Here is a 25,494-nt window from a genome sequence, read left to right as displayed (position 1 = left end):
TATTTATAATTAATTGATTCCTCTTTCTTTCATCACCTTGTTAAGCTGTTTTACTAAAGCAAACATCAGCACAGTCGCAAACATCAGCAACGCAAAATTAACCCAAAAAAAGTTTACTTTATTATCGTAAGTATCCCACATACTTGCCAAAACACCACTCAGCTTATTTCCTATTGAAGTTGACAAAAACCAACCTCCCATCATCAATGAAGTAATATTAACTGGGCTTAATTTAGAAACTACAGATAATCCCATAGGACTTAAAAACAGTTCACCAATCGTGATGATACCGTAATTTGCCACTAACCACCAAACACTGACTTTCTCTGTTCCGTTGCCGCCAATTTTTACCGCTGCTATCATAACCAAAACAGACAAGGCCGAAATTAACAATCCAAAAGCAATTTTTGTAGGTGTTGAAGGTTCTTTTTTTCTCGCTCTTAAAAAAGAAAAGAACGCTACAACTAAAGGTGTTAATATAATTACCCAGCCTGGATTAATAGACTGGCTTAAGTTTGTAGCCCAAAGATGCACTTTACTCCCTTCGGCAGGCAGTTTTTCTGGAGCAACATTTCTAAAATACAATGGATAATTCTCTTCTTTTTGAACAACTCCATTTACCTTTTGTAAACGAAACTGGTCATCATAAAGCTCTGTTGATTCTTTTTTATACTCTACTTCTTTTGCTAATTTGATTTTACCAACAACCTGACCAGCTGTTCCAGTTACTTCTCGATCTGTATAACGATCTGCCCAAGTAGTAAGTGCTGAACCATTAAGTTTAAAAACACCCCAAAATAAAATCACTACTCCAAAAATAGCCAATAAAGCTCCTATTGAACGTTTGTCTTCTGCTTTGGCTCTCACATAAAGTGATCCATAAAACAAAACGATTGGAATACAAGCAAAAATAAAGGCATCTGTACTGTCCGAACCAAAGATTGCACTATCCAAATTAGTCTCTGATGCAACTCCTTTTATCAACCAACCAATTGCACCAAAAACAAATGACGGCAATAAAATAAAAAGTATAATTTTATAAAATGGCATATCACCTTCCTGCACACCTTTTTTCTGATCGTGTCCTACATAATGTTTAGTTCCTAATAAAAACACTATTACACCGATAAACATTCCAACTCCTGCAGCCATAAAAGCCCAATGCCAGCCTAAAAGAATCTGCAAAGCGGCACCAAAGAAATTACAAATAAAAGCTCCAACATTTATTCCCATATAGAAAATATTGTAGCCTTCGTCCTTTTTATCCTTATATTCTTCATTTGTATAAAAACTTCCTAACAATGTAGAAATATTGGGCTTGAAAAAACCATTCCCAATAATTACCAAAGTCATCGCTATATAAAGTACCGTAATATCATGCACTCCCATTAAGAAGTAACCAATACCCATTAAGATTCCACCAAAAACAATCGACTTTTTATACCCTAAATATCGATCAGCAACTAAGCCTCCAATAAAAGGAGTAAGAAAAACTAATGCAATAAAGGTTCCGTACAAATCAGAAGCTTCTTTCTCTGTCATGGCAAAACCACTCTCTACATCTTTAAGATATAAAGTAAAAATTCCAATCATTAAATAATAACCGAAACGTTCCCACATTTCAGATAAAAACAAATAAGGCAATGCTTTTGGGTGCTTATTCCACATACTTAAAAACTCTTTAAAATTAAAAATACCTACAAGCCTAAACCTGTAGGTAATTTTTTATATATTATTTTGATTAATTATCTAACACCGTGCATCATTTTCTTCAAAAATGGAGTCAAAGCAAATAATATAATCGCTGCGATTCCAGTAAGAACAACAAACACCATAAAAAACTCGTATAAATTATGGATTTCGAATCCTGCAAAAAAGTGATTCGCAGCACTAATTTGATGTTTGTCTAAAAGAGCCAGCTGCTCTGCAGTTGGAGTTATTGTTTTATCTAAAACTGCTTGAAGATCGATACCTAATTCTTTTGCTTTTGCAAATTTATCTCCTGTTGCCGGTAAAATTGAACCTAAAGTTCCACCTAAAGCATAACCAGAAGCATTAGACAAGAAGAATACTCCATACAATAATGAAGCAAAACGTTTTGGAGATAATTTACCAACTAATGATAATCCGATTGGAGATAAACACAACTCTGCACATGTGTTTAAGAAATATAATAAAATAAGCCATTTAATTGCTAATAAACCTGAAGTTCCAATGTATGAAACTTGAGTTGCAATCATAAAGAAACTTATAGAGATAACAACCAATCCAACTGCTAATTTCACTGGAGAAATTGGTTCTTTACCTTTAGCTCTCAAAGTATCCCAAATTACACTAAAAGGAACTGCCAAAGCCACAACGAACAAACCATTAAAAATTTGCACCATAGAAGCCGGCATTTGAAAACCAAAGAAATTACGATCTGTTTGATTATCAGCAATAAAAGTTAATGAAGATCCAGCTTGTTCAAATGCAGCCCAGAAGAAGATAACAAAGAACGAAACTATATAAATTACTATAATTCTATCTCTTTCAATCTTAGTAAGCGATGAGTCTGAAACAATTAATCCAGCTAACGCAATACCACTTGAATAAATTAGAGTATAAATTAAATTCTGTCCTACTACATAATGAAAAAAGAATCCTAACGCAACAAATGCAATTCCTGCCATAGTCAACGCTTTATTCGAAAAATTAGCCTGTTGTGCTTCTCCTTCTTCAAAATCAGCTGAAACATTTTTCGATGGCAAACCTCCTAAAGGTCTTCCTTCTGGCGATACAACATATTTATTTTTTAAGAAGTAAAACAGAGTTGTTCCTAAAAGCATCGCAATAGATGCTGCTAAAAATCCCCATTTAAAAGCATGAATATCACGAACTCCTCCAGAATCTTTAACATCTCCTAAAATTGGACAAATGTATTGACCTAAGAAAGCTCCTAAATTAATTCCCATGTAGAAAATAGTAAAAGCTGTATCTAATTTTGTCTTTTCTTGTTTAGGATACAAGCTTCCCACCATACTAGAAATATTAGGTTTAAAGAAACCGTTTCCAAAAACGATTATACCCAATCCGCAATACATTATAGTTTTAGCTAAACCTAAATTTGCGTCAAAAACAGTTGCACTTGTAAACAACAAAAGCTGCCCAATGGCCATCATCAATCCACCTAATAAAATACAATTTCTATTTCCAAAAAAACGGTCCGCAATAAAACCGCCCAACATTGGTGTTAAATAACAAAGTCCAAGGAAACCTCCATAAATTAAAGAAGCTTCTTCTTCTTTCATCAATAATGAATTCACAAGAAATAAAGTTAACAAAGCGCGCATTCCATAAAAATTGAATCGCTCCCACATCTCTGTTCCAAATAATACCCAAAGACCTTTTGGATGCGCAGTTTTTACTTGAGTTTCTCCCATATTATTCATTATTATTTTAGGTTAATATATTTTTAGATTATAAATTTTCTTTGATAAAGTTAGTCATTTTATTATAAAGCTGAATTCTGGTTTTCCCGCCATAAATACCATGGTTTTTGTCAGGATAAATCTGAGAATCAAACTGTTTGTTTGCTTGAATCAACGCTTCCATCATTTGCATAGAGTTTTGAACATGAACGTTGTCATCAGCAGATCCGTGAATTAATAAAAACTTACCTTTTAATTTATCAACGTGGTTTATTGGAGAGTTTTGATCGTATCCGCTTGCATTTTCCTGTGGAGTCTGCATGTATCTTTCTGTGTAAACGCTGTCATAAAATCTCCAGTTTGTAACTGGTGCAACAGCAATTGCCATTTTAAATATATCATTTCCTTGAAAAATACAATTCGAAGCCATAAATCCACCATAGCTCCACCCGAAGATTCCAATTCTTGAAGCATCAACATAAGAATAAGCTCCAATTACTTTTGCAGCATCAATTTGATCTTCAACTTCATATTTTCCTAATTCTTTTTGAGTTACTTTTTTGAAATCAGCACCTTTAAAACCAGTTCCTCTACCATCAACACAAGCCACGATATAACCTTGTTGTGTTAAAGAAGCAAACCAATAATCATCAGAGTTGTTCCAATCATTATTTACTTGCTGCGATCCTGGACCAGAATATTGATACATGAAAACAGGATATTTTTTTGAAGCATCAAAATCTTTTGGCTTCATGATCCATGCATTCAATTCATTTCCTTTAGCTGTTTTTAAAACAAAAAATTCTTTTGCAGGAAGATTATATGCTTTCAATTTATCTGCAAGTGCTTGATTGTTTTCTATTACTTGAATTTCTTTTCCAGCTTTAGCCTCATTTAAAGTATAAGTTGTTGGTTGAGAAGCGCTAGAATAAGTATTAATAAAAAATTGGAAGTTAGGACTAAATGTCGCTGCACTTGTTCCAACTTTAGAAGTTAAACGAGTTTTGCTTTTTCCGTCTAAACCAATTCTGTAAACATCTCTATTGATTGAACCATTTTCTGTAGATTGGTAGAAAATAGTTTTTGTTTTTTCGTCGAAACCGTAGTATGAAACCACTTCCCAGTTTCCTTTTGTAACTTGATTTTTAAGTTTCCCTGTTTTATCATAAAGATAAATATGATTGAAACCATCTTTTTCACTTGTCCAGATAAAACTATTATCTTTTAAGAATGTTAAGTTATCTGTAACATCAACGTAAGCTTTGTCTTTTTCATTTAAAACCACTTTTGCGGCAGCAGTGGTTCCGTCAACAAACAACAAATCAAGATTACTTTGATGACGATTTAAAACCTGAGCTGATAAAGTATTATTATCATTTGTCCACTGCAATCTTGCAATATAAAAGTCATTGTAATTTCCTAAATCAACTTTTTTAGAAGTATTTCCTGCAGCATCATAAATATGTAATGAAACTACTGAATTTTTTTCTCCAGCTTTAGGATATTTAAACGTTTCTATCGTTGGATATAAATCTTTATGAAAAATAGACATCGAAAACTCAGGAACCTGACTTTCGTCAAAACGAATATAAGCTATTTTTTTACTGTCTTTACTCCAGTCAAATGCGCGTACAAAAGAGAACTCCTCTTCATAAACCCAGTCAGTGATACCGTTTATAATTGCATTTTTCTTTCCATCAGTAGTTATTGCTGTCGATTTTTTTGATGCTAAGTCGTAAACGTATAAATTGTTTTCTTTAGCATAAGCAATCTTAGTTCCATCAGGAGAAAAAGTTGGCTCTTGAATTTGAAAATCGACAAGTTTTGTTAGTGATTTAGAAGCAATATCATATAAAAAATAATCTGCTGTAAAAGAGTGACGGAAGATTTTTTTAGAATTGCAGGCAATTAAAATCTTTTTTTCTGAAGCATCGAAGGTATAACTGTCAATTCCGTCTGAAAGTGCTGCGTAACTTTTAGTATCTATTAAGTTTGATACTTTTTTTAGAGTTGCAAAGTCATATAAATCGATCTGCATACTCCTACTGGCTTGGTCAACATTTAAAACCGTATATTGGTTTGTGTTTTTTAAAGATTGCAATGCATCCATTCCTTTTGCCCGAAATGCCCCGCCGTAGATGTTTTCAACCGTTATCTTTTGCTGCCCAAAAACTGTCGCAACTATTAACAAAAGCACAACAGTAATTTTACTTGTATTCATCAGAATTATTTTAAATATAAAAAGAGCCCAATTTTAGTAAAAAAAATAAACATAATACACATTTTAAGTGTTAAATGTTAAAAAAAATAACGATTGCGTATTTTCAAGTTTGAAATACATTGCAAACAAAACTCTTAAAATAGTATCTTTGCCGCAACAATATTATTTAATATACTGAGAATGAACAACGCTGTTGCCGGATTTTCTAAATTATCCAAAAAGGAAAAAATAAACTGGATTGCCAAAGAGTATTTTTCAACGCCAGAAGAGGCACTAAATATTATAAGAAATTACTGGAATTCAGACGAAAAGCTCCAACAATTGCATGACGAATTTATCGAAAACACGATTTCAAATTTATATATTCCTCTTGGAGTTGCTCCAAATTTTTTGATAAACGGAAAATACAAAACCATCCCAATGGCAATTGAAGAAAGTTCAGTTGTTGCCGCGGCATCAAAAGCTGCAAAATTCTGGTCGACACGCGGAGGTTTTAAAACAACAATTATTGATACTGAAAAAATAGGTCAAGTTCATTTTACTTACAACGGAGATGTTGAAAAACTTCAATCTTTCTTTCAAGAAATAAAACAAAAATTCTTCTCTGACACACAAAGCATTACAAAAAATATGCAGCAGCGTGGCGGAGGAATATTAGATATTCAACTAAAGGATAAAAGAAGCTTACTTGACAATTATTTTCAACTTCACGCCACTTTCGAAACAAAAGACAGTATGGGTGCAAATTTCATAAACTCTTGTTTGGAACAATTTGCATCAACTTTAAAAGAAGAATTTCAAGATTCTGCTTTATTTTCTGATGAAGAAAGTTTGAAAGTAATAATGAGCATTTTATCTAATTATGTCCCAAATTGTGTTGTAAGAGCAGAGGTTTCTTGCCCAATTGAAGATCTAGTCGAAAAACACATCCAAAATCCGCAAGAATTTGCAGAACGTTTTGTGCAAGCTGTTCAAATTGCCGAAGTCGAACCTTTTAGGGCAGTTACACATAACAAAGGAATTATGAATGGTGTAGATGCTGTGGTTTTGGCAACCGGAAATGACTTTAGAGCTATTGAAGCTGGAGTTCATGCTTACGCATCAAGAAACGGGCAATACTCAAGTTTATCGCATGCTAAAATTGAAGACGGAATTTTTACTTTTTGGCTGGAAATACCTTTGGCTTTAGGAACCGTAGGAGGTTTAACATCTCTTCATCCTTTAGTGAAATTGTGTTTAGAAATACTTCAAAAACCTTCAGCAAGAGAATTAATGGAAATTACTGCTGTTGCAGGTTTAGCGCAAAATTTTGCCGCATTGCGTTCTTTAACTACAACTGGAATTCAGGAAGGACACATGAAAATGCACCTGAACAACATCATCAATCAATTTGAAGCTACAAGCGAAGAACGTCATTTAATCAAATCACATTTCAAGAAAACTGCCGTTTCTCATAGTGCTGTAGTTGAATTTATTGAAAACTTAAGAAAATAACCAAATTTAAAAATTCCAACATTTAAAGCTTTTAAGTAAATTCCAAATCCCAAAATTGGAATTTGGACTCAAGCGACAGCCAACAGCTGCAGCAATTTAAAATATTGGAATTTACATAATAAAACCAACGTATGTCAACAACCTTTTACAGCAACGGAAAACTATTCATTTCTGGAGAATATTTAGTATTAGATGGTGCCGATGCATTTGCACTGCCAACAAAATTTGGTCAAAATCTAGTTGTCAAAAATGGAGAGAATAATACCATTGAATGGAAAAGCTACGACTACGATCAAAAAATTTGGTTTGAAGACACTTTTACATTTGCGGAAATCATAACCAATGCCGATTCACAAATTGAAACTGTAAGAACAACTTTAATTGATATTCTTCACGAAGCCTATCTGTTAAATCCAGATTTCATTGCACGGTCAAAGGGCTACCAAATTACAACGCATCTAACTTTTCCAAGAAATTGGGGATTAGGGACATCATCAACACTAATCAACAACATTGCTCAATGGACAAAAGTTAATGCTTTTACATTGCTTAAAAACAGTTTTGGAGGAAGTGGTTACGATATTGCTTGTGCTCAAAATAATACGCCGATTCTCTACAAAATAGAAAACAACAATGTAGAACCTGTTTCTTTTAAACCTGATTTTACAAAAAACATTTTCTTTGTTTATCTAAATAAAAAGCAGAACAGCAAAGCAGCAATACACGCTTATAACAGACATAAAGACCAAAATCTAACCAAAAGCGTTGCTGAAAACAATAAAATCACTAAGGCAATTTTGAACGCTAAGACTATAAAAGAGTTTGAATATGCATTAGAAAAACACGAAATCCAGTTAAGTAATATTCTTGAAATTGAAACTATTAAAGAAGTTGCTTTTCCTGATTTTAATGGCACTGTTAAAAGCCTTGGCGCTTGGGGAGGAGATTTTGTAATGGCTGTTTCTGAAGAAAATCCTAAAGATTATTTTTTATCAAAAGGATACGACACTATTCTTTCTTATGATGAAATGATACTGCAAGAATAGAGACTATTAACGCAAACTAAATCAATTTGCTATTCATACAATACTATGTGACGCTTTTTTAGATTCTCTTTTATTCTATTACACTAATTTATTAAAGAGACTACTCTCTTTTTAAAACGTTTTATTGATAAAAATCAAAACTATATTCTCTTTCTCATTTTCCACATTTAAAACACTAGCAAACAAAAAAACCCGAAGTATTCAGTAGAACACTTCGGGTTTTATATTTTTAGCTTAATTACTAAATATTAGTAGTTAAATTGTAATCTGTTATCTTCGATTTTAGCATTGTTTTTTAATGCTGGTAAAATTCTTCCTGCATCAGATGCACTTTGAGCTTTTACTTTAGCAATATACTCTGCATGATTTGGAAGAGCCGGAGCTTTAACTGTGCTTATGTTTTTTACTACATAAACTCCAGTGTTTCCTTCGATTGGAGCAGAAATTTTATTAGCAGCTAAAGCAAATGCATTACCTACAACTTTAGGCTCTTGTCCAACTCCACCAGGTAAAACTGGATTCTCTAAAGTAACATTAGCAGCTTGTTGTACAGCTACACCAGCACTTTTAGCGATAGCTTCAATACTTGAACCTGTCATTTTAGCTTTCAACATTTCAGCTTTTTTCTTGTTTTTCAAGATTGGCTCAACATAAGGTCTAGCCATAGTAACAGAAACTAAACCTGATTTGTTTTCGCTTTTGTATTGTGCAATTACGTGACCAATATTAGCTATTTCAAAACGTTTTACATCTCCTGTACTTGTTTCTTTGTCAAATGCCCATCTAATGATGTTTCTTTGATTTCCTAACGGACCAAATGCTTCATCCATTGCTTTTGCAGTAACCGGCGCCGCAACTTTTAAACCTAATTCTTTTGCTGTAGCAGCAAAATCTTTATTAGCAGCATCCATTTCAAATTTAGTTGCTAATGTAAATACTTTATCAGAAGTAACTTCAGATGGCTCAATTTTTTGTGCAATTGTAGCTAAACGAATACCGTCTTGTTTATCTGTAATTTTGATAATGTGGAAACCAAATTGAGTTTCTACTAAACCAACTTTTCCAATTCCGTTATTGAATACAAAATCATTGAATGGTTTTACCATTTGACCTTGACCAAAATATCCTAAATCACCACCTTGTTGTGCAGATGAATCATCAGAGCTTGTAAAAGCAAGCATCATAAAACTATCTGGATTAGCTTGAACTTGAGCTAAAATTTCTTCAGCTTTAGCTTTTGCTTCTTCTTTTGTTCTTTTTTCTTTTGGACTTGGAGTTTGAGATCCTTCGTAACCAATTAAAATATGACTAGCTTTTGCATTAACACCAGCTTTAAATCCTAATGATTTAGAAATAGCATAGTATCTTCCGTAAACATAAGGACCATAAATAGAACCAGCTGGTAAGCTGAATAATTTATCAGCATCTACTGCTGGAAGATTATTTTTAGCAACATAAGTAGAATCGTAAGGAACATCAGAATTTGAGTTTACAAATTCTGCAATGTTTGTTGCATTTTTGAAACCTGGCAATGTATCGTTTTTACCTGTTTTTGCATTATACTCTACTCTTCCGTTTAATAAAGCTGTTAATTTAGCTTTAATTTCAGCTTCGTCTTCTTTTGAAGCTTTATCCTCAACTAAAACGTACTGAATTTCACGCGTTGCATCAGCTTTGAATTTTTTCTCGTTTTTCTTCATGTAAGCTACGATTTCATCATCAGAAATTTTCACTTCACTATCTTTTATAGACGAATATAAAGCAGCAGCATAAGCAAAGTTTACTTTGTTTGCTTCCATTTCATATTTCAACTTTCCTTCACTAGCAGTTGTGTAAAGTCCAGCTTTTACTAAAGTATTGTAAATTTGAAATTTTGCATTTAACTCAGCATCTTTTTCTTTTTCAGAAATAAATTGAGCCGCTTCAGGATTTGCTTTAAAGTAGTCTTTAAATTTTACTACATCAAACATTCCTGCTGCATTCAAAAACATTGGGTTTTTACCAATATTTGGATCAGATTTTAAAACTTCAAGTAAGTGTTTTTCACCAACTCTCAATCCTAATTTATCAAACTGAGTTGATAATAATGCGATTGAAACCTCTTGGTCCCAAACTCTATTTGCAGCTTCAGTGGAAGTAATTCCTTGACCACTTTTTTCAACATTACTAACTTTAACTCTAAAGTCTTCAAATGAAATATCTTTTCCATCGATGCTTCCTACATCTTTTGAACTTTGACCAAATGTTCCTCTAGTAAATAGATCTTGTATTATAAATGCAAATAATGCAAGTGCAATAACTCCTATCAATAAAGCGGAACGCTGTCTAATTTTTGCTAAAACTGCCATTTTTAATTATCGTTAATTTTATATTCAGTTTGCGAAAATACAATTATCTAGTTAATAACAATACAACTAGGGTTTTATTTTACACAATTTTTTTCAATTACTAAAAAAATCACTCTTTTATTGTCATTTTGACCAACTCGATTTTCTTGTTTGATGCTTGTTCTATCACAAAATGATACTTGTCGATTACAATTTCATCACCTTTTTGAGGAATTTCTTTGGTATGATTTACAATAAATCCGCCTAATGTTCCGTACGAATCTTCTTCAGGAATCATAAGTTTGTAGGTTTCGTTCAAATACTCAACATCTAATCTTGTAGAAAACAAATATTTCCCTTCACCCAATTCCTGCTCAATCAATTCTTCATCTAAGTCATGCTCATCTTCTATTTCTCCAAAAAGCTCCTCAACAATATCTTCAATAGTAATTATGCCTGAAGTTCCTCCATATTCATCAAGAACAACTGCCACATTTTTTCGTTTTTTTATCAAAATATTGAGTGCGTCTTTTATCAATATTGTTTCTGGAACATACTCCACAGTCATCAAAACTGATTTTATTGTTTTTGGTTTTTTAAACAAGTCAAATGAATGAACATAACCGACAATATCATCTAGAGAATTTTGACTTACAACAATTTTCGAGTATCCTGTTTCGATAAATAACTCTTTAAGATCTTTTATACTGTCAAACAAATCGATATCGACTATTTCTGTTCTTGGAGTCATAATATCACGTGCTTTTACACCTGAAAACTCTAAGGCATTTTGAAAAATCTGAATCTCAGAATCCACCTCTTCATCATCTTCAACCGAACTCATTTGTTCAGTGATATAATTCCCCAATTCAACTTTACTAAAATACAATTGAACTTGATCTCCTTCTGTTTTAAAAAACTTTCTTAAAACAAAGTCTGAAATCCAAATAAAAAAGGTAGACAAATAGTAAAACAGTCTATAAAAAAGATATGCCGGCACAGCAAAAACCTTAATCAGCGTATTGGCATAAATTTGAAAAAAAACTTTTGGAAGAAACTCAGCAGTAATTAGAACTATAAAAGTCGAAATTAAAGTTTGAAGCAAAACTGTTGAGAGAGCCGAAAATTGAAAACCAAAACCAGCAATACAGCCAATAATCAAATCTCCCATATAAAAGCCATAAATTACTAATGCTATATTGTTGCCAATAAGCATAGAAGCAATAAACTTTGATGGATTTTCTGTAAGTTTAGTTAAAATTTGCGACAAGAAATTATCTTGTTTTTTCTCGATTCCAAGATAAATTTTGTTTGAGGAAATAAAAGCTATTTCCATTCCAGAGAAAAAGGCTGATAGTATTAAACATAATATTATAATACTAATTTCCATTTTTATTGTTTTTTATTACGATCGTCAAACTTCTTGACAAATCTTCTTCTAAAGAAAAACATAAACACCGCCATTCCGGCAATAATCAAACTCATTGGATAACTTTCGTTTCCTTCGTTTAATTTTGTCACACCGTCATAAATAAAAAAAACGGCAAAAAGGATGTAAACGTATTGTGTATATTTTAAATAACCCATAATTATATTTATTCATTTGATTCAATTTCGCCGCTTATTCGCTGCGAATTAATCACTTTAAAATCTTTACTAAAATCAATTCCCTGCCCGTAAGAAACTCCCTTGGCATCTGTAAGTTTGAATTTTCTTTCGGTATAAAACCATTCGTTTTTCTGATCAAAATACAGCTGCTCAGTTTCTAAAACCTGACCTTCCTCAGATGTTATTCGCACTTTCCCCTGTAAATCAATTATACTGGTAAATTTATAAGAAACAGCATAATTTGATTTTATAAAAGTACGCTTTTGTTTCTTATCATATAAAGTAACATCTATTCCTTTTGGAAATTCTGTAAACGGGAAATCAAGGTTAGAATAATCTAACATTTTTGAACTTATCAAAACTCCTGTTATACGTCCTGAGTCTGTATACTTAATATTTACCGTGTCAGCATCACTTGCCGGAACAAACTCTGAGAAGTTAATTTTTTGAACTTCTTTAAAATTGCTTTCGCAGCCAAAAAAAAGAGTTACGACAGCAAATACAACAACAGGAACAATATATTTCTTTGGTAAAATCATTTGCCAAATGTAGTAAATTGTAATGAGCTTAAAAAAACATTCGGTTATGCTTAATTAAATTTACTCTTAACAAACCATTTATCATTAAATGAGAAACTCGCACTGAAGTTAACATAGTTTTCTTGAACCAATCCTGCTGATGTTGTTCCTCTTTTACCAAATTCAACTCCGATATTTACATTTGAAAAATACCCCGGAATTGGAATTCCAGCACCTAAAGTCATCCCAATATCATTTATTGATTCATTATTAACTATTAAACCTAATTTTTCATATTTCAATCCGGCACGGTAAGTAATTCTGCTCAAGTAACTTGTGAATGAAGTATAGTTTGGAATAAAATAACCCCCAACAGCATATTTAGCATATTTTTCGTAACGAACTTTTGGATTTGCGTTGTAATAATTTGCAAATTCTCCATTTCCTTGAAAAGCCATTGTTGTTCCTACTAACCATTTTCTAGCCTCACCAATACCAGCTCCGATAGTTAACTTGTTTGGCAGTTTTAAATCTTCTGCATCTGGATTATAAACATAAGGATCTGGATCACCGCTTACCGTAATTTCTCTAGTATTATTTGATCTTAATGTACTTGCAAAAGTGTAATTCAAACTCGTAAACAATGAAACTTTTTTGTAAATCTTTGTCTGATACATAGTACCAATATTAAAATTCACACCAGATAATTCAGAAGTATTTAACTCTGTAGTCGAATTTTGCACACCCGATATAGCTTCTACACTTGTTGTTTTAATGGTTCCGAAATTGTACTGCATATCAGCACCAATATTCCAATTTCGTCTAATTTTATACCCTAAACCAAAATAAGCTTTATTTACACCTCCTTTACCACTAAGCTGAGTACTTGTTGCTCCAGGAGTGGCCGTATTATCATTTAAAATTTTATATCCAACTGATGATAACGGAACTAAACCAAATGAAGCTCCAAATTTTCCCATTGGAATTCCAACCGCCAAATAATCAAAAGTGGCTCTTTGTGCTTTTGCCGATTCTGTATCTGTTTTTAGAGTAGAAGTTCCAAACGATCCCCCAACTGTAAATGTTGTTTGCAGTAAACTCGCATAACTCGCAGGATTTTCAATATTCAAGTGAATACTATCCTGTTCAACTGCAACTCCTGCCATAGACCTAAATTCCTGAGTTCCTTTAAATCTAGTATCACCAATTCCATAGAAAGAATATGGAGAAGCAGTACCTTGTTGAGCGAATGAAACGAACGATATAAGCAAACAAGCGCTTATTATAATTTTTTTAATCATTGTTGATTTTATATTGAAATGTTTGGTTCAAACTCTCCAAAAGGAAATTTGAATTGGCAAATATGGTATTTTTTAATCGTTTAGCCAAAAATTCTGCATCTCCTCCCGTTAAAATTATTATAAAATTTGAAAAGTTTCGGCGATATTCATCGATAAAACCATCAATCTCATAGACGAAGCCGTTTACAACTCCTGAATGAATCGCCTGCATTGTGGTATTTCCTATATATTGATCTGGTTCTTCAAAACTCAGCAAAGGCAGTCTGGCTGTATAATTATGTAAAGATTCGTAACGCAGGCGAAGTCCCGGAGAAATCGCTCCGCCCAAATAATTATCATTTTCGTCGATGAAATCGTAGGTTATGCAAGTGCCGGCATCAACCACTAATCTATTTTGTTTAGGAAACTGCAAAGTTGCTCCTGCTGCCAAAATCATCCTATCTATTCCTAAAGTTTTTGGTGTTACGTATTTATTATAGAAAGGAAATTTATCTTCGTGAGTAAAAAAATGAACCTTTAACTGCTTTTCAAAAATCAAAAAGGATTGTTTTTCGACATTGCCTACTGAGGCAACTACTAAATCTGAGCATTTTTGATAGCTACCTAAAATTTTTTTAATTTTTTTTTCGAGCTCATTTTTCTCAAAAACAAAACTCTCCAAAACAGCAGTTCCCTCAAAAACAGCTGCTTTAATTCGAGTATTTCCAACATCAACAGTTAAAATCATATTTCCTTTTTGTTTCTGCGAAGATACGAATTGATTTTTTTTTTAAAATGTTTTGGATAAACGAAAAATGATTCTATCTTTGCACCCGCAATGTGCACAGCACGGTACCTTAGCTCAGATGGTAGAGCAATGGACTGAAAATCCATGTGTCCCTGGTTCGATCCCTGGAGGTACCACGAAACCCACTCAACCGAGTGGGTTTTTTGTTTTCTATACTTTTCTGTTTTACCTAACTGCAAAGAACGCAAGGTTTTTTCGCTCTTTACGGTTAAAAACCTCTTTAAATCTTCTTTAGTTTTAAAAAACAGAATCTCAACAATTAAGCCATTTTTGTTAAAAAAGTATTGACTAAATAAACAAATATCTCATATATTCGTAAAATCGTATTTTAAATTTTTATTTATTATCAAAAACACAGAGCGTTTTTATGAGTAAATCTTCTACTAAAGGCATTTGGAAAGTTATTTCTGCCTCTTCTATGGGAACAATGATTGAATGGTATGACTTTTATATTTTTGGAAGTTTAGCCGTTGTAATTTCAACTAAATTTTTCCCAAGCGACAATCCTACTGCAGCATTTTTATCTACTTTAGCCACTTTTGCAGCCGGATTTGTTGTTCGTCCTTTTGGGGCTTTGTTTTTTGGCAGACTTGGTGACATTATTGGTCGAAAATACACCTTCATGGCTACTTTATTATTAATGGGAGGTTCTACCTTTTTAATAGGCTGTATTCCGAGTTATGAAACAATTGGCTTTCTAGCTCCTTTATTAGTTTTAATTTTGCGTTTACTGCAAGGATTAGCACTTGGCGGTGAATATGGCGGCGCAGCTACTTATGTTGCGGAACATGCTCCAGCAAATCAAAAAGGATATTGGACTTCATGGATTCAAACAACTGCAACTGTTGGTTTGTTCATTTCATTAATGGTAATTCTAGCCACTAAAAATGTACTTTCGAGCGAGGCTTTTGATTCGTGGGGATGGCGTGTTCCTTTTTGGGTTTCTATAGCAATGGTTGGTGTTTCTTATTTAATTAGAAAAAACATGGACGAATCTCCTGTTTTTGCTAAAGCTAAAAAAGAGGGGACAACAAGCGCGAATCCGCTAAAAGAAAGTTTTGGTAATCGATACAACTTAAAGTTTGTTTTGCTGGCTTTATTTGGAGCTACAATGGGGCAAGGTGTTGTTTGGTATACCGGACAGTTCTACGCAATGAGTTTCATGAAAACAGTTATGAACATAGATTCATCGCAAGTCGATGGATTACTAGGAATCGCTTTATTAATAGGAACACCATTTTTTATTGTCTTTGGATGGCTGAGCGACAAAATTGGAAGAAAGTACATTATGATGACTGGAATGCTTTTGGCTATTTTATTCTATAGACCAATTTACAAAATGATGTACAGCACTACTGATGTAAGTTATAAAACCGAAATCACAGAAAAGACAACACAAAACACTGAAACAACAGCCGACAACAATATAATAACTACAATCTCTAAAACATATACTGACGGAACATCTTATGTAGAGAAGAAAACTGATTTTGCCGATAAAAAAGAATCTCAAAGCAGTATTTCGATCAATATCAATTCAAGCGACGAATGGACTTTGATTTTTCTGGTTTTCATTCAGGTATTATTTGTCACTATGGTTTACGGTCCAATTGCGGCCTTTTTAGTTGAAATGTTCCCTACTAAAATTAGATACACTTCGATGTCTCTTCCTTACCATGTAGGAAACGGAATTTTTGGAGGTTTGCTTCCTGCAATTTCAACTTATTTTGTAACTCATTCAAAAGCAGCAGGAAAAAGTGATTTTTATCTCGATGGACTTTGGTATCCAATTATTATTGCTTCTATATGCTTTGTGATTGGAATGATTTATATTGACAATAAAAACAAAACTAACCACCTTTAATAAACCACTATTATGAATGCGATTAAACAAATTTTAGGTGTTTTATGGATTGTACTTTCCATTGCTGCCGCCTATTTCTGCGTGTTTGAATTTGGCTTACCCAAATTACTCTCGGACAAACAAGACGATCTGGTCTTTGGTATTATTATTCTTTTTATTCTTACGCCGCTAATTGTTTTAGGTCTTGGTACATTTGGCTACTTTGCTTTAATTGGCGAATATAATGACAGAAAGAAATAAAATGACGGTATAAAATCTGCAATAAAAAAAGGGCCTTCTATTGCTAGAAAAGCCCTTTTCACTACTAACCAAACCAAAACTTACCGCTGTTTTTAATTGAGTTCAAACGCACTAAAAGAAATCAACTAAACATTATTTTTTTATAAATTTCATTACCTGAGTTTTTTTATTCTCATCTATTGCTTTTACAATATACAATCCTGCCTCTAAATCACTTACTTCGTACTGAAAATCTGTTTTCCCGCTTGCATTAAAGCTTTTTACTAATTGTCCTGATATATTATAAACCTGCACTTTTGCTGCCAATATGTTTAATGTAAAATAATCCGAAACTGGATTTGGATATAAATTGACTGTTGCTCCTTTTTCGAAATCGGCTATAGCTAAATTCGCAACTTTGTTTCCATAAATTCTAAATTCTCCAGCGGGAATATTTATTAAAGCATTAACATCAGAAACATTTATTGTGGTGTTATCCATTAAATTATACCATGTTCCAGTATATTGAAAGCCTGTTGGTACATTTTGCGCTGTTACATCAAAATTCGCCAAAATCAATACGTCTTTTAACTGAGTAGCTGCCAAAGCGCTGTTTGTAATTTTTATGTTGACTGAAAGTGAATTAGCACTTGCAACTGTTGCAGTTCCTAAAAATACAGGCTCCGTTATTTTAAGATTTATTATTTTTGACCAGTCGTAATAAATTTTATTTCGATTGGTATTTCCTAACCAATTATTTGTCCATTGAGGCTGTGGTTTTGTATCTAATTTACAATCGCCAGAAGCAGCATCTGTATCTGTATTTACTGTATTATTATTACAAGTAAAAATTGAGCTGTCCCAGCCTAACTCTCCAAAATGCCAAATCATTTTTGGCCCTGGAATCAATAAGGAAACGGCTCCAGTTGCAGACATTCTTGATAAGGCTGTGTTTAACGTTTTTACATCATAAGTTCCGCCTGATGCTCCATATTGCAAATTTCTATACATTAAACGTTCTTCATCATGACTTTCTGCATACCCCATTAATCTATTTGCTGTAAAACCACGGCTTGAACTTGTCATTCTTGAAATATTGCTGTTTGATGCATACCCCATTGCCAATTGACTGTATTGATCTGTCATTTTTCCCCACATCATTACACCTTTACTAACTGGATCATTTACTCTATAATTTGCCCATTCTTTTTCCTCTGTATCAGATCCTAAATGTTCAAAAATAGTATAATGAGTAGGATCTAAACTCCACGAATAATCCGCATATTTCTTTAATACATCAACTCTATCCTGCTGATAATTATTAGTACAAGTTTGGTCTGATGCTGTACAGGCTTGAGTAAATCCTTTGGTTAAATCCCAACGGAAACCATCAATTTTATATTCTTCGATCCATTGCTTAATGACACGCTCTACATAATATTGTGTTTTTGCAGATTGATGATTAAAATCTTCTCCTACACTATAACTATGTTTTGCCACAGTATTAAAATAAGGATTTTCAGCAGTTGGTGAACCAAAACCATCTCCATCAGGATCGTTCATCCACATTCTTACCATCGGATTGCGTCCAAAGGCATGATTTAAAGCTACATCAAGAATTACGGCAATTCCGTTTTGATGACATAAATCGATAAGTTCTTTTAATTTATCTGAGGTACCATAGAATTTATCTAGAGCCATATGAAACGAAGTATTGTAACCCCAACTTTCATTGCCTTCAAATTCCATTATCGGCATCAATTCTATTGCATTTATTTTAAGCGTTTTAAAATAATCAATCTTATCAATCAAACTTTGATAGCTTCGAGCAGCGTCAAAATCACGAACTAATACTTCGTAAACAACTAGCTTGTCTTTTTCTGGTTTTGTAAAATTAGTAACCTGCCAATTATATGGTGTCTGCCCTGTTTTAAGCACAGTAACTTCAAAACTCTGTCCTGTTGGATAAACCGGCATATTTGGATAAGAAGCTGCAGGAATTGAAGAATCATCATAAGGCGACAATACTAAAGTTGAATAAGGATCAGCCGTTTTTACCATTGAAGGTGAATTGGCTAAAGGAGTTTTATCAACAACCCAATATTGATACGTATTATTTTGTCCAGAAACCAATCCTGTCAATTCTAACCAAAATTTACCTGAAACAGGATCTTTTTTCATAGCATACGCCGATGTGGGCTGCCAATTATTAAAACTTCCTGCAACGTAAACAAAATCTTTTAAAGGAGCATCTAATACCAAAATTGCTTTTGTAACATCAGCATTATAATTAATTCCGTCTGCCAAACCTGCAGGCATAGTTTCAGAAATGGTATTGGGATCAACAATCGCAGTAAATTTTTTAACTACCGTTGTTGATGCCTGAGTAACACTCAATTCATAACTTTGATTACTTATAATGTTTGTATGGTTAAACGAATAACTAGATGTACTAGAATTAGAATCTATTACGACTCCATTTGATTTTAAGGTGTAACTCGCTGTTCCATTTGTATTTGTTGCTGCAATATTTAAACTTCCTGCGTTTGCAATAACTGTACTGCTGTTCTCTACAGGAGAAGTCAATGTTACCTGAAAAGAACCAACCTCAACCAAAATATCTTGTGACTGTTTAGATCCTGTACCATCCTTAGCTTTTACAAGGAAACCAAATTTTCCTATTCCGTTTCTATTAAAATAGGCAGACGGCGTAAATGTTTTCGTATAAGTATCTGTTCCTGCATTATAAGTAAATTTACCAGCTTCGGCCGAAGCGGTCCAAGATCCATTAGAAGGCGAATCTTGTTGATTCACATCATTTACATCGTAAGACCATGACCAAAGATATAGTGCATTTCCTGTTACTGACCAAGCTGATTCGTTTATACTATTTCCATTTATTGTAATTGTAATAGAGGTCGTATCTTCAAAAGTCGGCGGATTTATAGAATAGGTTATAGTTTGCACCTGTGCAAAAATTGCCGTAGATAACAATAGAAAAATTAATAGTAAAGTTTTTTTCATATTTGCGGTTAATGGTTAGTTAGATTAAAAAAGGGCTACCTTATACAGATAGCCCTTTAATTATTCATGCTAGAACTAATCTACTGTTATAGTTTTTGCACCATTGTCAATTGTCAAAGTTCTTAGTCCAGTTGGTCCAGTGTATTTAAAGTTACTATCACCATCGGCAGCATTTACTAATTCTGAATCTATAGTATAACCTAATCCTGAATAATAAGTGTAGTTATGGCTATTACTAGCACCCCAGTTACCACCACTTGTAAAGTCATTTGATAAAAACTCTCTAAATGCTTCTCCGCTTTTAAGAACAACTTTTACTTGGTAAACATTTGTTTTTCCAACTACTAATGGGAATTCTGTTTCAGCATCACCATCCCATGACCATCCACCTGGAGTAGCTGCTCCAACTAACCAATGAGAAGTTGCCAATGGCACGTGATATGGAGTCGCTTTAATAGTATAGAAATTAGAGTATTGCGCTTCTGCACCTGTACCAACAGTAGATTTAATACGAATATCAACACTGTTTTCCTCTTTCTCAACAAAACCTCCGTTAACTAAAGCTGAGTTCAATTCGGCCACTGTTAAAGCTTTAAAACGAGCTGTAGTTGTAGTCACTGCTATAGGAGCTGCAAATTTAGTTCCTGCTTTTGCAATTTCAATTGTATAATTTACAACTGTTGCTGTACCATCGTACTTAGCATCGTTCCATATTACAGTTGTTGCAACCTCTTTTTCTTTTTCCTTTGTAAGAACAATATTAAAATCGTTCTGAGGGCTTAATAAAACTGGAGCTGTAACTGGCTCAATTACTGGTCTCTCTTCTACATCATCAGCATTACATGACACTGCTAAAACACCAATGAATGCGATTAAAATTTTATATATGTTTTTCATTTTATTATTTTTTTTATATGGTTAGTTAGTATCCTGGATTTTGTTTTAAAGTTGGGTTTGCCTGAATAGTTTTTGAAGGGATAGGCATTAAATTTCTGAACTCTTCCGTTCCGCTTCCATTTTTAACACCGCCTTTCCATTGCCAGATTTTAGCTCCTCCTGTAAATTTTCCAAAACGAATTAAATCTGTTCTTCTGTGACATTCCCAAAACAATTCTCTTCCTCTTTCATCTAGAAGAAAGTCCAGAGTTAAGTCAGAAGCTGTAATAACACCCGCTTTAGCTCTAAGTCTAATTTTATTTACATATCCTAAAGCTTTTGTAATATCCCCTGATGATGCTCCTCTAAGTGTTGCCTCAGCATACATCAAATAAACATCTGACAATCTGTACATTGGAAAATCTGTATCTGGCATATCATTTCTTTGCGCAGCAGTACCATCAGAATTAACATTGACAAATTTTGTAACTGCATACCCATTAGTAAATACTCCATAATCAGCAATATCTAGAGTTTGCCCGTTAGTGTAAAAAGTACCTCTTTGATCAGCAGTTGCTGTTGCATCAGGAAACAATTTAACAAATTCTGGCCTTGCTCTTGTTCCAGACCAGCCTCCATCCATACCTTGATTTGCTGATACCATACTTCCTCCAATAGACGCATGAATAATAAAACTCATACCACCACCTATTGCTCTAATTGCATTACCATCTCCAACAATTGGAAAAATAAATTCACTTTGTGCTCCATTTCTATTATTATCAGCAGAGAATAAATAACGATAAGGCACATCTGCAAAAGTGTATGCAGAACCTGTTATAATATCATTACACACTGTAGCAGCATCATTATATCTTTCAGTTCCTGTGTAAACTTTAGAATTTAAATAAATCTGCGCTAATAAAAATTTAGCTGCTGTTTTATCAACTCTTCCATATTCATTAGCCTTAGAAGGCGCTAAAGTATTGTCGATATCTTTTAATTCTGACTCTACAAAAGCAAAAACTTCTGCTCTTGTTTTTTGTTCTGGATAAAAGAAACCAACTGGATCTTTTTCTGTAGTAATTGGCACATTACCAAACAAATCCATTAAATTAACGTATGAAAATGCTCTTAAGAAACGAACTTCTGCTCTAAATTTCACAATTTCGGCTTTTGTAGCAGTATCAATACCACGTTCCGTTAGTTTTTCATCTGTTGTTTGTCTCAAAAACTCATTAGCAACACTAATTTCATAAAATGCTCTTGAGAAAACTCCGTACAAGAACTGGTTGCTCGGACTCCATTTTTGTCCATTTATTGCAGGCAAACCATCATCTGACCAAGCTATAATAGCTTCATCTGTTGGAAACTCCTGTGTAACAAATAACAATCGCAAGTAACTGCTAAAGTCACCACCAATACCTGCAATATCACCAGATGGGCTGTTAGGATCAGTATCACCATCATTCCCTCCTACATACAAACCAGCATATAGTTTTGCCAATACTTGTTTGTAAGATCCCGGATCTTTGAAAAAGTCATCAGAAAGAAACTCATCATCATCTGTCGGCTTCACATCTAAATCGCTCGTACACGAAGTAAGTGTCATATTTAATCCTAAAATGAATAGGAGAAAATAAGATATATATTTAAATGATATTTTCATTTTATTTATTTTTTAAATTTTAATTTTCAATGTACTATTAGAAATTCGCATTTACTCCAAACAAGAATGTTCTAGCTCTTGGATAAACGTTATTGTCAATTCCGTTGAATTTCTCAGGATCTAAACCATTGTATTTCGTAAGAACAAAAACATTTTGAACTCCAGCAGTAAATCTCAACGTTGCCGCTTTTAATACTTTCTTATTAATAGTGTACCCAAATACGATGTTATCCAACTTAATAAAAGAAGCGTCTTTTACGAAGTAATTTGAATAGTTACGCTGTGTTCCATTAGAGTTACTTTCAGTAGTAAATCCAGTATTAAAATAATCTGTAGTAATGTTAGCCAAATCAGAGTCTCTTCTTAAACCTGCTTGTAAATATCCTTTGTCAGAACTTACGTTATCAAAAATGTAATTTCCTAAACTAGCTCTCCAGTTCATTGTGAAATCGAAGTTTTTGTAATTCAAAGTAGAAAATAATCCAAAAGTATAATCTGCAGTTGGCTTATGATAGATATAACGATCCGCATCAGTAATAGCACCGTCGCCATTTCTGTCAGCATACGCACCTTGAATAGGACGTTTGTTTGCATCGTATAATTGTTCAAATACAAAGAATGAATTTGGTGCAAACCCTTCAGAATGAATCAACACTTGGTTTCCTGTTCCCCCAGCAATATTATCTCCTGTTAAGTATCCTTGAAATCCTGGAACAGTAGTTCCTAAATCAGAGATTTTTTGATCAATATAAGTGGCATTAACAGCAACATTCCAAGTTAGTTTGTCATTTTTAATAATGTCAGACTGAAGGCTGAACTCCACCCCTTTTGTTCTTACACTACCAATATTGCTGTAACCTTGATTTCTGATGTTTGCACCATCCGGCACAGGAATATTTGCTAATAAATCACTCGATTTTTTATCAAAATAATTAACAGACCCTGTTATTCTTTCATTAAGAAATCCAAAATCTATTCCAAGATTCATCTCGGCTAAATCTTCCCATTTTATATCTTCATTATATCCTTCTGGTCTTGCCGCTTTAGAAATAACACCGTTAAAAACATATTGAGTATTAAGCGTTCCTAAAGTTACACGACGTAAATAGTCGTATGCAGGCGGAATATCTTGCTGTCCTGTAGTTCCGTATCCAACTCTTAATTTTAAACTTGACAAAGTCCCGTTGTCCTTTAAGAAATCTTCTTCAGCTACATTCCATGCAAAAGCACCTCCGGCAAAATTACCCCATCTGTTTTCCTTAGAGAAACGCGAAGTTCCATCTCTTCTATAATTTACTGTCAACAAGTATCTGCTGTCGTATCCTAAATTCAAACGTCCGAAATACGATTGTAAGTTAACATCTGGATCCGTAGTAACATCTGAAGGCGGATTTGGTCTCATGACATCGCCAGAGTTATACCCCTCACGTTGAAACAATTGGTAGTTATACCCAGCAGTAGCATCAATTTTAAATTTACCTAAATCTTTAGTATAGTTAAAATAAGTATTTAAGTTTTTATTTTGACGGCTGTCTGTATAACCTGTATATCCTCCTAAATTAGTCCAGTTTCCTTTATCAAATGTTGTCGGTTGATATCCTGTAATACTTTCAGTACTCACTCTTGTATAACCATTACTATCAAATTTATCGATACCTGCTTCAGCAACAATTCTTAAATCTTCGAAGAAATGAAATTTATAATCTAATCTAATATTACCCCATTTTCTAGTAGAAGTTGCTCTACGCTCATCTTGATTCAATCTTGCAACAGGGTTTCTTGCTGGTAACAATGGTACATTTCCATTTGCTTCCAACCATTCAAAATAACCTCCGTAACGAGAACCTGCTTGGTAAACCGACTGAGTTGGATCAAATATAATAGCACTGCTGATTACTGGTCCTTCATCTTGAAATTGATTTTTTCCAAAAGCTAAATTTCCTGTAATGTCAATTTTTAAATGATTATCAAATAAAACTGGATTTAACGATAACGATGTCGTTGTTCTTTCAAAAGAAGTGTTTCTTAAGATTCCAGGAGTATCTACATTTCCAACAGATAAACGTACTGGCAATTTATTAAACAATGAACCGCTTACAGAGATATTATTGTTTGTTGTTAAAGCAGTACGGAAAATCTCATCTTGCCAATCAGTATTTGCTGTACCCAATAAAGCCTTTTGAGCAGCAGTTCCTTTTTCATTTACTAAAGCACGATATTGATCTCCGCTTAAAACATCTACTGTATTAGCAACAGTATTAATACCTACTTGAGAATTAAAGTTAACTTTTACACCGCCTTTTGTTCCTTTTTTAGTAGTAATTACAATTACACCATTTGCAGCTCTAGAACCGTAAATTGCAGCTGCAGAAGCATCTTTCAATATTGTAAAAGATTCGATATCATTAGGATCAATTGTAGACAAAATACTAGTTGATCCGCTTGGAACCGCATTACTCATAGGAAGTCCATCAACTACAATTAATGGCTCATTTGATGCACTTAACGAAGATCCTCCACGAATTCTAATATCCGCTTTAGCCCCTGGAGCACCTCCTGTAATAACATTTACACCAGCAATACGACCGCTGATTAAACTCTCTGGAGTAACGTTAATTCCTTTATTGAATTCTTTAGCCGAAATTTGAGAAACAGATCCTGTTGCGTCTTTTTTCTTAACAGTACCGTAACCTACTTGTACTACAACTTCTTTAAGCTGATTAGTATCTTCTTCTAAAGAAACATTTAATGTTTTTTGTCCATTATAATCAAGAATTTGAGTTTTGTATCCAATGAAAGAAACAGAAATTTTGCTTCCGCTTTTAACATTAGGTAATTGGTAATTACCATCAAATCCTGTCGATGCACCATTCGGAGCACCTTGTACATTTACGTTTACTCCTGGTATTGGCTGACCTGTTGCTTTATCGACAACAGTCCCACTTAAAGTGCTTTGAGCTAGCACCGTAAATGGCAACAATAGGAATAAAAATAACAACTTTTTGTAAATTGTTTTCATACTTTTTGTTTAAATTAGTTTGAGTTTTTGATTGTTAGTTAAGTTTTTATTTTTACTTCGAATTTCAAAATTAGGAATTAATTAACACGCTCAACAAGAGGCATTTTTAAT

At 33.4% G+C, this 25,494-nt stretch carries 17 protein-coding genes and 1 tRNA gene; 5 read left to right on the top strand and 13 right to left on the bottom strand.

The features are described from left to right. Positions 1-9: 9 nt before the first annotated feature. The 3 genes from BOW57_RS02470 to BOW57_RS02460 all read right to left on the bottom strand — a co-directional run bounded on the left by BOW57_RS02470 (position 10) and on the right by BOW57_RS02460 (position 5,631). Entirely contained in the window at positions 10-1,668 is a 1,659-nt protein-coding gene (locus BOW57_RS02470; RefSeq protein WP_089052514.1) for a peptide MFS transporter, read from the bottom strand. Between the two features lie 77 nt (positions 1,669-1,745). Next, the gene (locus BOW57_RS02465) at positions 1,746-3,422 is read right to left on the bottom strand and encodes a peptide MFS transporter (protein WP_129052926.1); all 1,677 of its coding nucleotides are present in this window, start codon (positions 3,420-3,422) and stop codon (positions 1,746-1,748) included. Positions 3,423-3,459: 37 nt separating this feature from the next. Beyond that, positions 3,460-5,631, bottom strand: coding sequence for a S9 family peptidase (locus tag BOW57_RS02460; protein WP_129052925.1), 2,172 nt, complete (start codon positions 5,629-5,631; stop codon positions 3,460-3,462). 180 nt (positions 5,632-5,811) lie between these two features. Between BOW57_RS02460 and BOW57_RS02455 the strand changes: the two genes are divergently transcribed. Both BOW57_RS02455 and BOW57_RS02450 read left to right on the top strand, forming a co-directional pair. Then, positions 5,812-7,125: a hydroxymethylglutaryl-CoA reductase, degradative gene (locus BOW57_RS02455; RefSeq protein WP_129052924.1), complete on the top strand. Its 1,314-nt coding sequence runs from the start codon at positions 5,812-5,814 to the stop codon at positions 7,123-7,125. A 131-nt stretch (positions 7,126-7,256) separates the two neighbouring features. Beyond that, positions 7,257-8,171 carry a GYDIA family GHMP kinase gene (locus BOW57_RS02450; protein WP_129052923.1) on the top strand — a complete coding sequence of 305 codons (915 nt, stop codon included), beginning with the start codon at positions 7,257-7,259 and terminating at the stop codon, positions 8,169-8,171. 248 nt (positions 8,172-8,419) lie between these two features. Here the strand turns inward: BOW57_RS02450 and BOW57_RS02445 are convergent, their stop codons facing one another. The 6 genes from BOW57_RS02445 to BOW57_RS02420 form a co-directional block, all read right to left on the bottom strand. Next, the gene (locus tag BOW57_RS02445) at positions 8,420-10,519 is read right to left on the bottom strand and encodes a peptidylprolyl isomerase (RefSeq protein ID WP_129052922.1); all 2,100 of its coding nucleotides are present in this window, start codon (positions 10,517-10,519) and stop codon (positions 8,420-8,422) included. Positions 10,520-10,628: 109 nt separating this feature from the next. Continuing rightward, a complete protein-coding gene (locus tag BOW57_RS02440; protein WP_129052921.1) occupies positions 10,629-11,888 on the bottom strand; it encodes a hemolysin family protein in 1,260 nt (419 codons plus the stop codon). A 2-nt stretch (positions 11,889-11,890) separates the two neighbouring features. Next, positions 11,891-12,085 (bottom strand): hypothetical protein, encoded by a 195-nt coding sequence (locus BOW57_RS02435; protein WP_089052507.1) that lies wholly within the window; start codon positions 12,083-12,085, stop codon positions 11,891-11,893. 8 nt (positions 12,086-12,093) lie between these two features. Beyond that, a complete protein-coding gene (gene lptC / locus BOW57_RS02430; RefSeq protein WP_129023901.1) occupies positions 12,094-12,645 on the bottom strand; it encodes an LPS export ABC transporter periplasmic protein LptC in 552 nt (183 codons plus the stop codon). Between the two features lie 50 nt (positions 12,646-12,695). Further along, positions 12,696-13,925, bottom strand: coding sequence for a hypothetical protein (locus tag BOW57_RS02425; protein ID WP_129052920.1), 1,230 nt, complete (start codon positions 13,923-13,925; stop codon positions 12,696-12,698). Further along, positions 13,918-14,652, bottom strand: coding sequence for a type III pantothenate kinase (locus tag BOW57_RS02420; RefSeq protein ID WP_129052919.1), 735 nt, complete (start codon positions 14,650-14,652; stop codon positions 13,918-13,920). Before BOW57_RS02420 ends, BOW57_RS02425 begins: the two co-directional genes overlap by 8 nt. 103 nt (positions 14,653-14,755) lie before the next feature. Between BOW57_RS02420 and BOW57_RS02415 the strand changes: the two genes are divergently transcribed. The 3 genes from BOW57_RS02415 to BOW57_RS02405 all read left to right on the top strand — a co-directional run bounded on the left by BOW57_RS02415 (position 14,756) and on the right by BOW57_RS02405 (position 16,816). Further along, positions 14,756-14,828 (top strand) — tRNA-Phe (locus tag BOW57_RS02415). 251 nt (positions 14,829-15,079) lie between these two features. Next, positions 15,080-16,576: an MFS transporter gene (locus BOW57_RS02410; protein WP_129052918.1), complete on the top strand. Its 1,497-nt coding sequence runs from the start codon at positions 15,080-15,082 to the stop codon at positions 16,574-16,576. 12 nt (positions 16,577-16,588) lie between these two features. Next, the gene (locus BOW57_RS02405; protein ID WP_089052502.1) at positions 16,589-16,816 is read left to right on the top strand and encodes a DUF6814 family protein; all 228 of its coding nucleotides are present in this window, start codon (positions 16,589-16,591) and stop codon (positions 16,814-16,816) included. 132 nt (positions 16,817-16,948) lie between these two features. On the opposite strand, the gene BOW57_RS02400 is transcribed toward BOW57_RS02405, so the two are convergent. From BOW57_RS02400 to BOW57_RS02385, 4 genes are all read right to left on the bottom strand, one after another. Beyond that, positions 16,949-19,819: an alpha-amylase family glycosyl hydrolase gene (locus tag BOW57_RS02400; protein ID WP_129052917.1), complete on the bottom strand. Its 2,871-nt coding sequence runs from the start codon at positions 19,817-19,819 to the stop codon at positions 16,949-16,951. 75 nt (positions 19,820-19,894) lie between these two features. After that, on the bottom strand, positions 19,895-20,716 hold the full coding sequence (locus BOW57_RS02395) for a SusE domain-containing protein (protein WP_089052500.1): 822 nt from the start codon (positions 20,714-20,716) through the stop codon (positions 19,895-19,897). 25 nt (positions 20,717-20,741) lie between these two features. Further along, a complete protein-coding gene (locus tag BOW57_RS02390) occupies positions 20,742-22,364 on the bottom strand; it encodes a RagB/SusD family nutrient uptake outer membrane protein (protein WP_089052499.1) in 1,623 nt (540 codons plus the stop codon). A 37-nt stretch (positions 22,365-22,401) separates the two neighbouring features. Beyond that, the gene (locus BOW57_RS02385) at positions 22,402-25,383 is read right to left on the bottom strand and encodes a TonB-dependent receptor (protein WP_129052916.1); all 2,982 of its coding nucleotides are present in this window, start codon (positions 25,381-25,383) and stop codon (positions 22,402-22,404) included. Positions 25,384-25,494 lie beyond the last annotated feature (111 nt).

This window comes from Flavobacterium sp. YO64, from assembly GCF_004119505.1.
Classification (GTDB): Bacteria; Bacteroidota; Bacteroidia; order Flavobacteriales; family Flavobacteriaceae; genus Flavobacterium; species Flavobacterium oncorhynchi.
Note: the sequence above shows the minus strand (reverse complement) of the source record. Positions and strands in the feature narration are given on the sequence as shown.

Coding starts and splice junctions, on each gene's coding strand:
- BOW57_RS02455 (WP_129052924.1), top strand. CDS start 5,812: ATGAACAACGCTGTTGCCGGATTTTCTAAATTATCCAAAAAGGAAAAA.
- BOW57_RS02445 (WP_129052922.1), bottom strand. CDS start 10,519: ATGGCAGTTTTAGCAAAAATTAGACAGCGTTCCGCTTTATTGATAGGA.
- BOW57_RS02420 (WP_129052919.1), bottom strand. CDS start 14,652: ATGATTTTAACTGTTGATGTTGGAAATACTCGAATTAAAGCAGCTGTT.
- BOW57_RS02425 (WP_129052920.1), bottom strand. CDS start 13,925: ATGATTAAAAAAATTATAATAAGCGCTTGTTTGCTTATATCGTTCGTT.
- BOW57_RS02405 (WP_089052502.1), top strand. CDS start 16,589: ATGAATGCGATTAAACAAATTTTAGGTGTTTTATGGATTGTACTTTCC.
- BOW57_RS02410 (WP_129052918.1), top strand. CDS start 15,080: ATGAGTAAATCTTCTACTAAAGGCATTTGGAAAGTTATTTCTGCCTCT.
- BOW57_RS02450 (WP_129052923.1), top strand. CDS start 7,257: ATGTCAACAACCTTTTACAGCAACGGAAAACTATTCATTTCTGGAGAA.
- BOW57_RS02435 (WP_089052507.1), bottom strand. CDS start 12,085: ATGGGTTATTTAAAATATACACAATACGTTTACATCCTTTTTGCCGTT.
- BOW57_RS02470 (WP_089052514.1), bottom strand. CDS start 1,668: ATGTGGAATAAGCACCCAAAAGCATTGCCTTATTTGTTTTTATCTGAA.
- lptC (WP_129023901.1), bottom strand. CDS start 12,645: ATGATTTTACCAAAGAAATATATTGTTCCTGTTGTTGTATTTGCTGTC.
- BOW57_RS02385 (WP_129052916.1), bottom strand. CDS start 25,383: ATGAAAACAATTTACAAAAAGTTGTTATTTTTATTCCTATTGTTGCCA.
- BOW57_RS02460 (WP_129052925.1), bottom strand. CDS start 5,631: ATGAATACAAGTAAAATTACTGTTGTGCTTTTGTTAATAGTTGCGACA.
- BOW57_RS02400 (WP_129052917.1), bottom strand. CDS start 19,819: ATGAAAAAAACTTTACTATTAATTTTTCTATTGTTATCTACGGCAATT.
- BOW57_RS02465 (WP_129052926.1), bottom strand. CDS start 3,422: ATGGGAGAAACTCAAGTAAAAACTGCGCATCCAAAAGGTCTTTGGGTA.
- BOW57_RS02390 (WP_089052499.1), bottom strand. CDS start 22,364: ATGAAAATATCATTTAAATATATATCTTATTTTCTCCTATTCATTTTA.
- BOW57_RS02440 (WP_129052921.1), bottom strand. CDS start 11,888: ATGGAAATTAGTATTATAATATTATGTTTAATACTATCAGCCTTTTTC.
- BOW57_RS02395 (WP_089052500.1), bottom strand. CDS start 20,716: ATGAAAAACATATATAAAATTTTAATCGCATTCATTGGTGTTTTAGCA.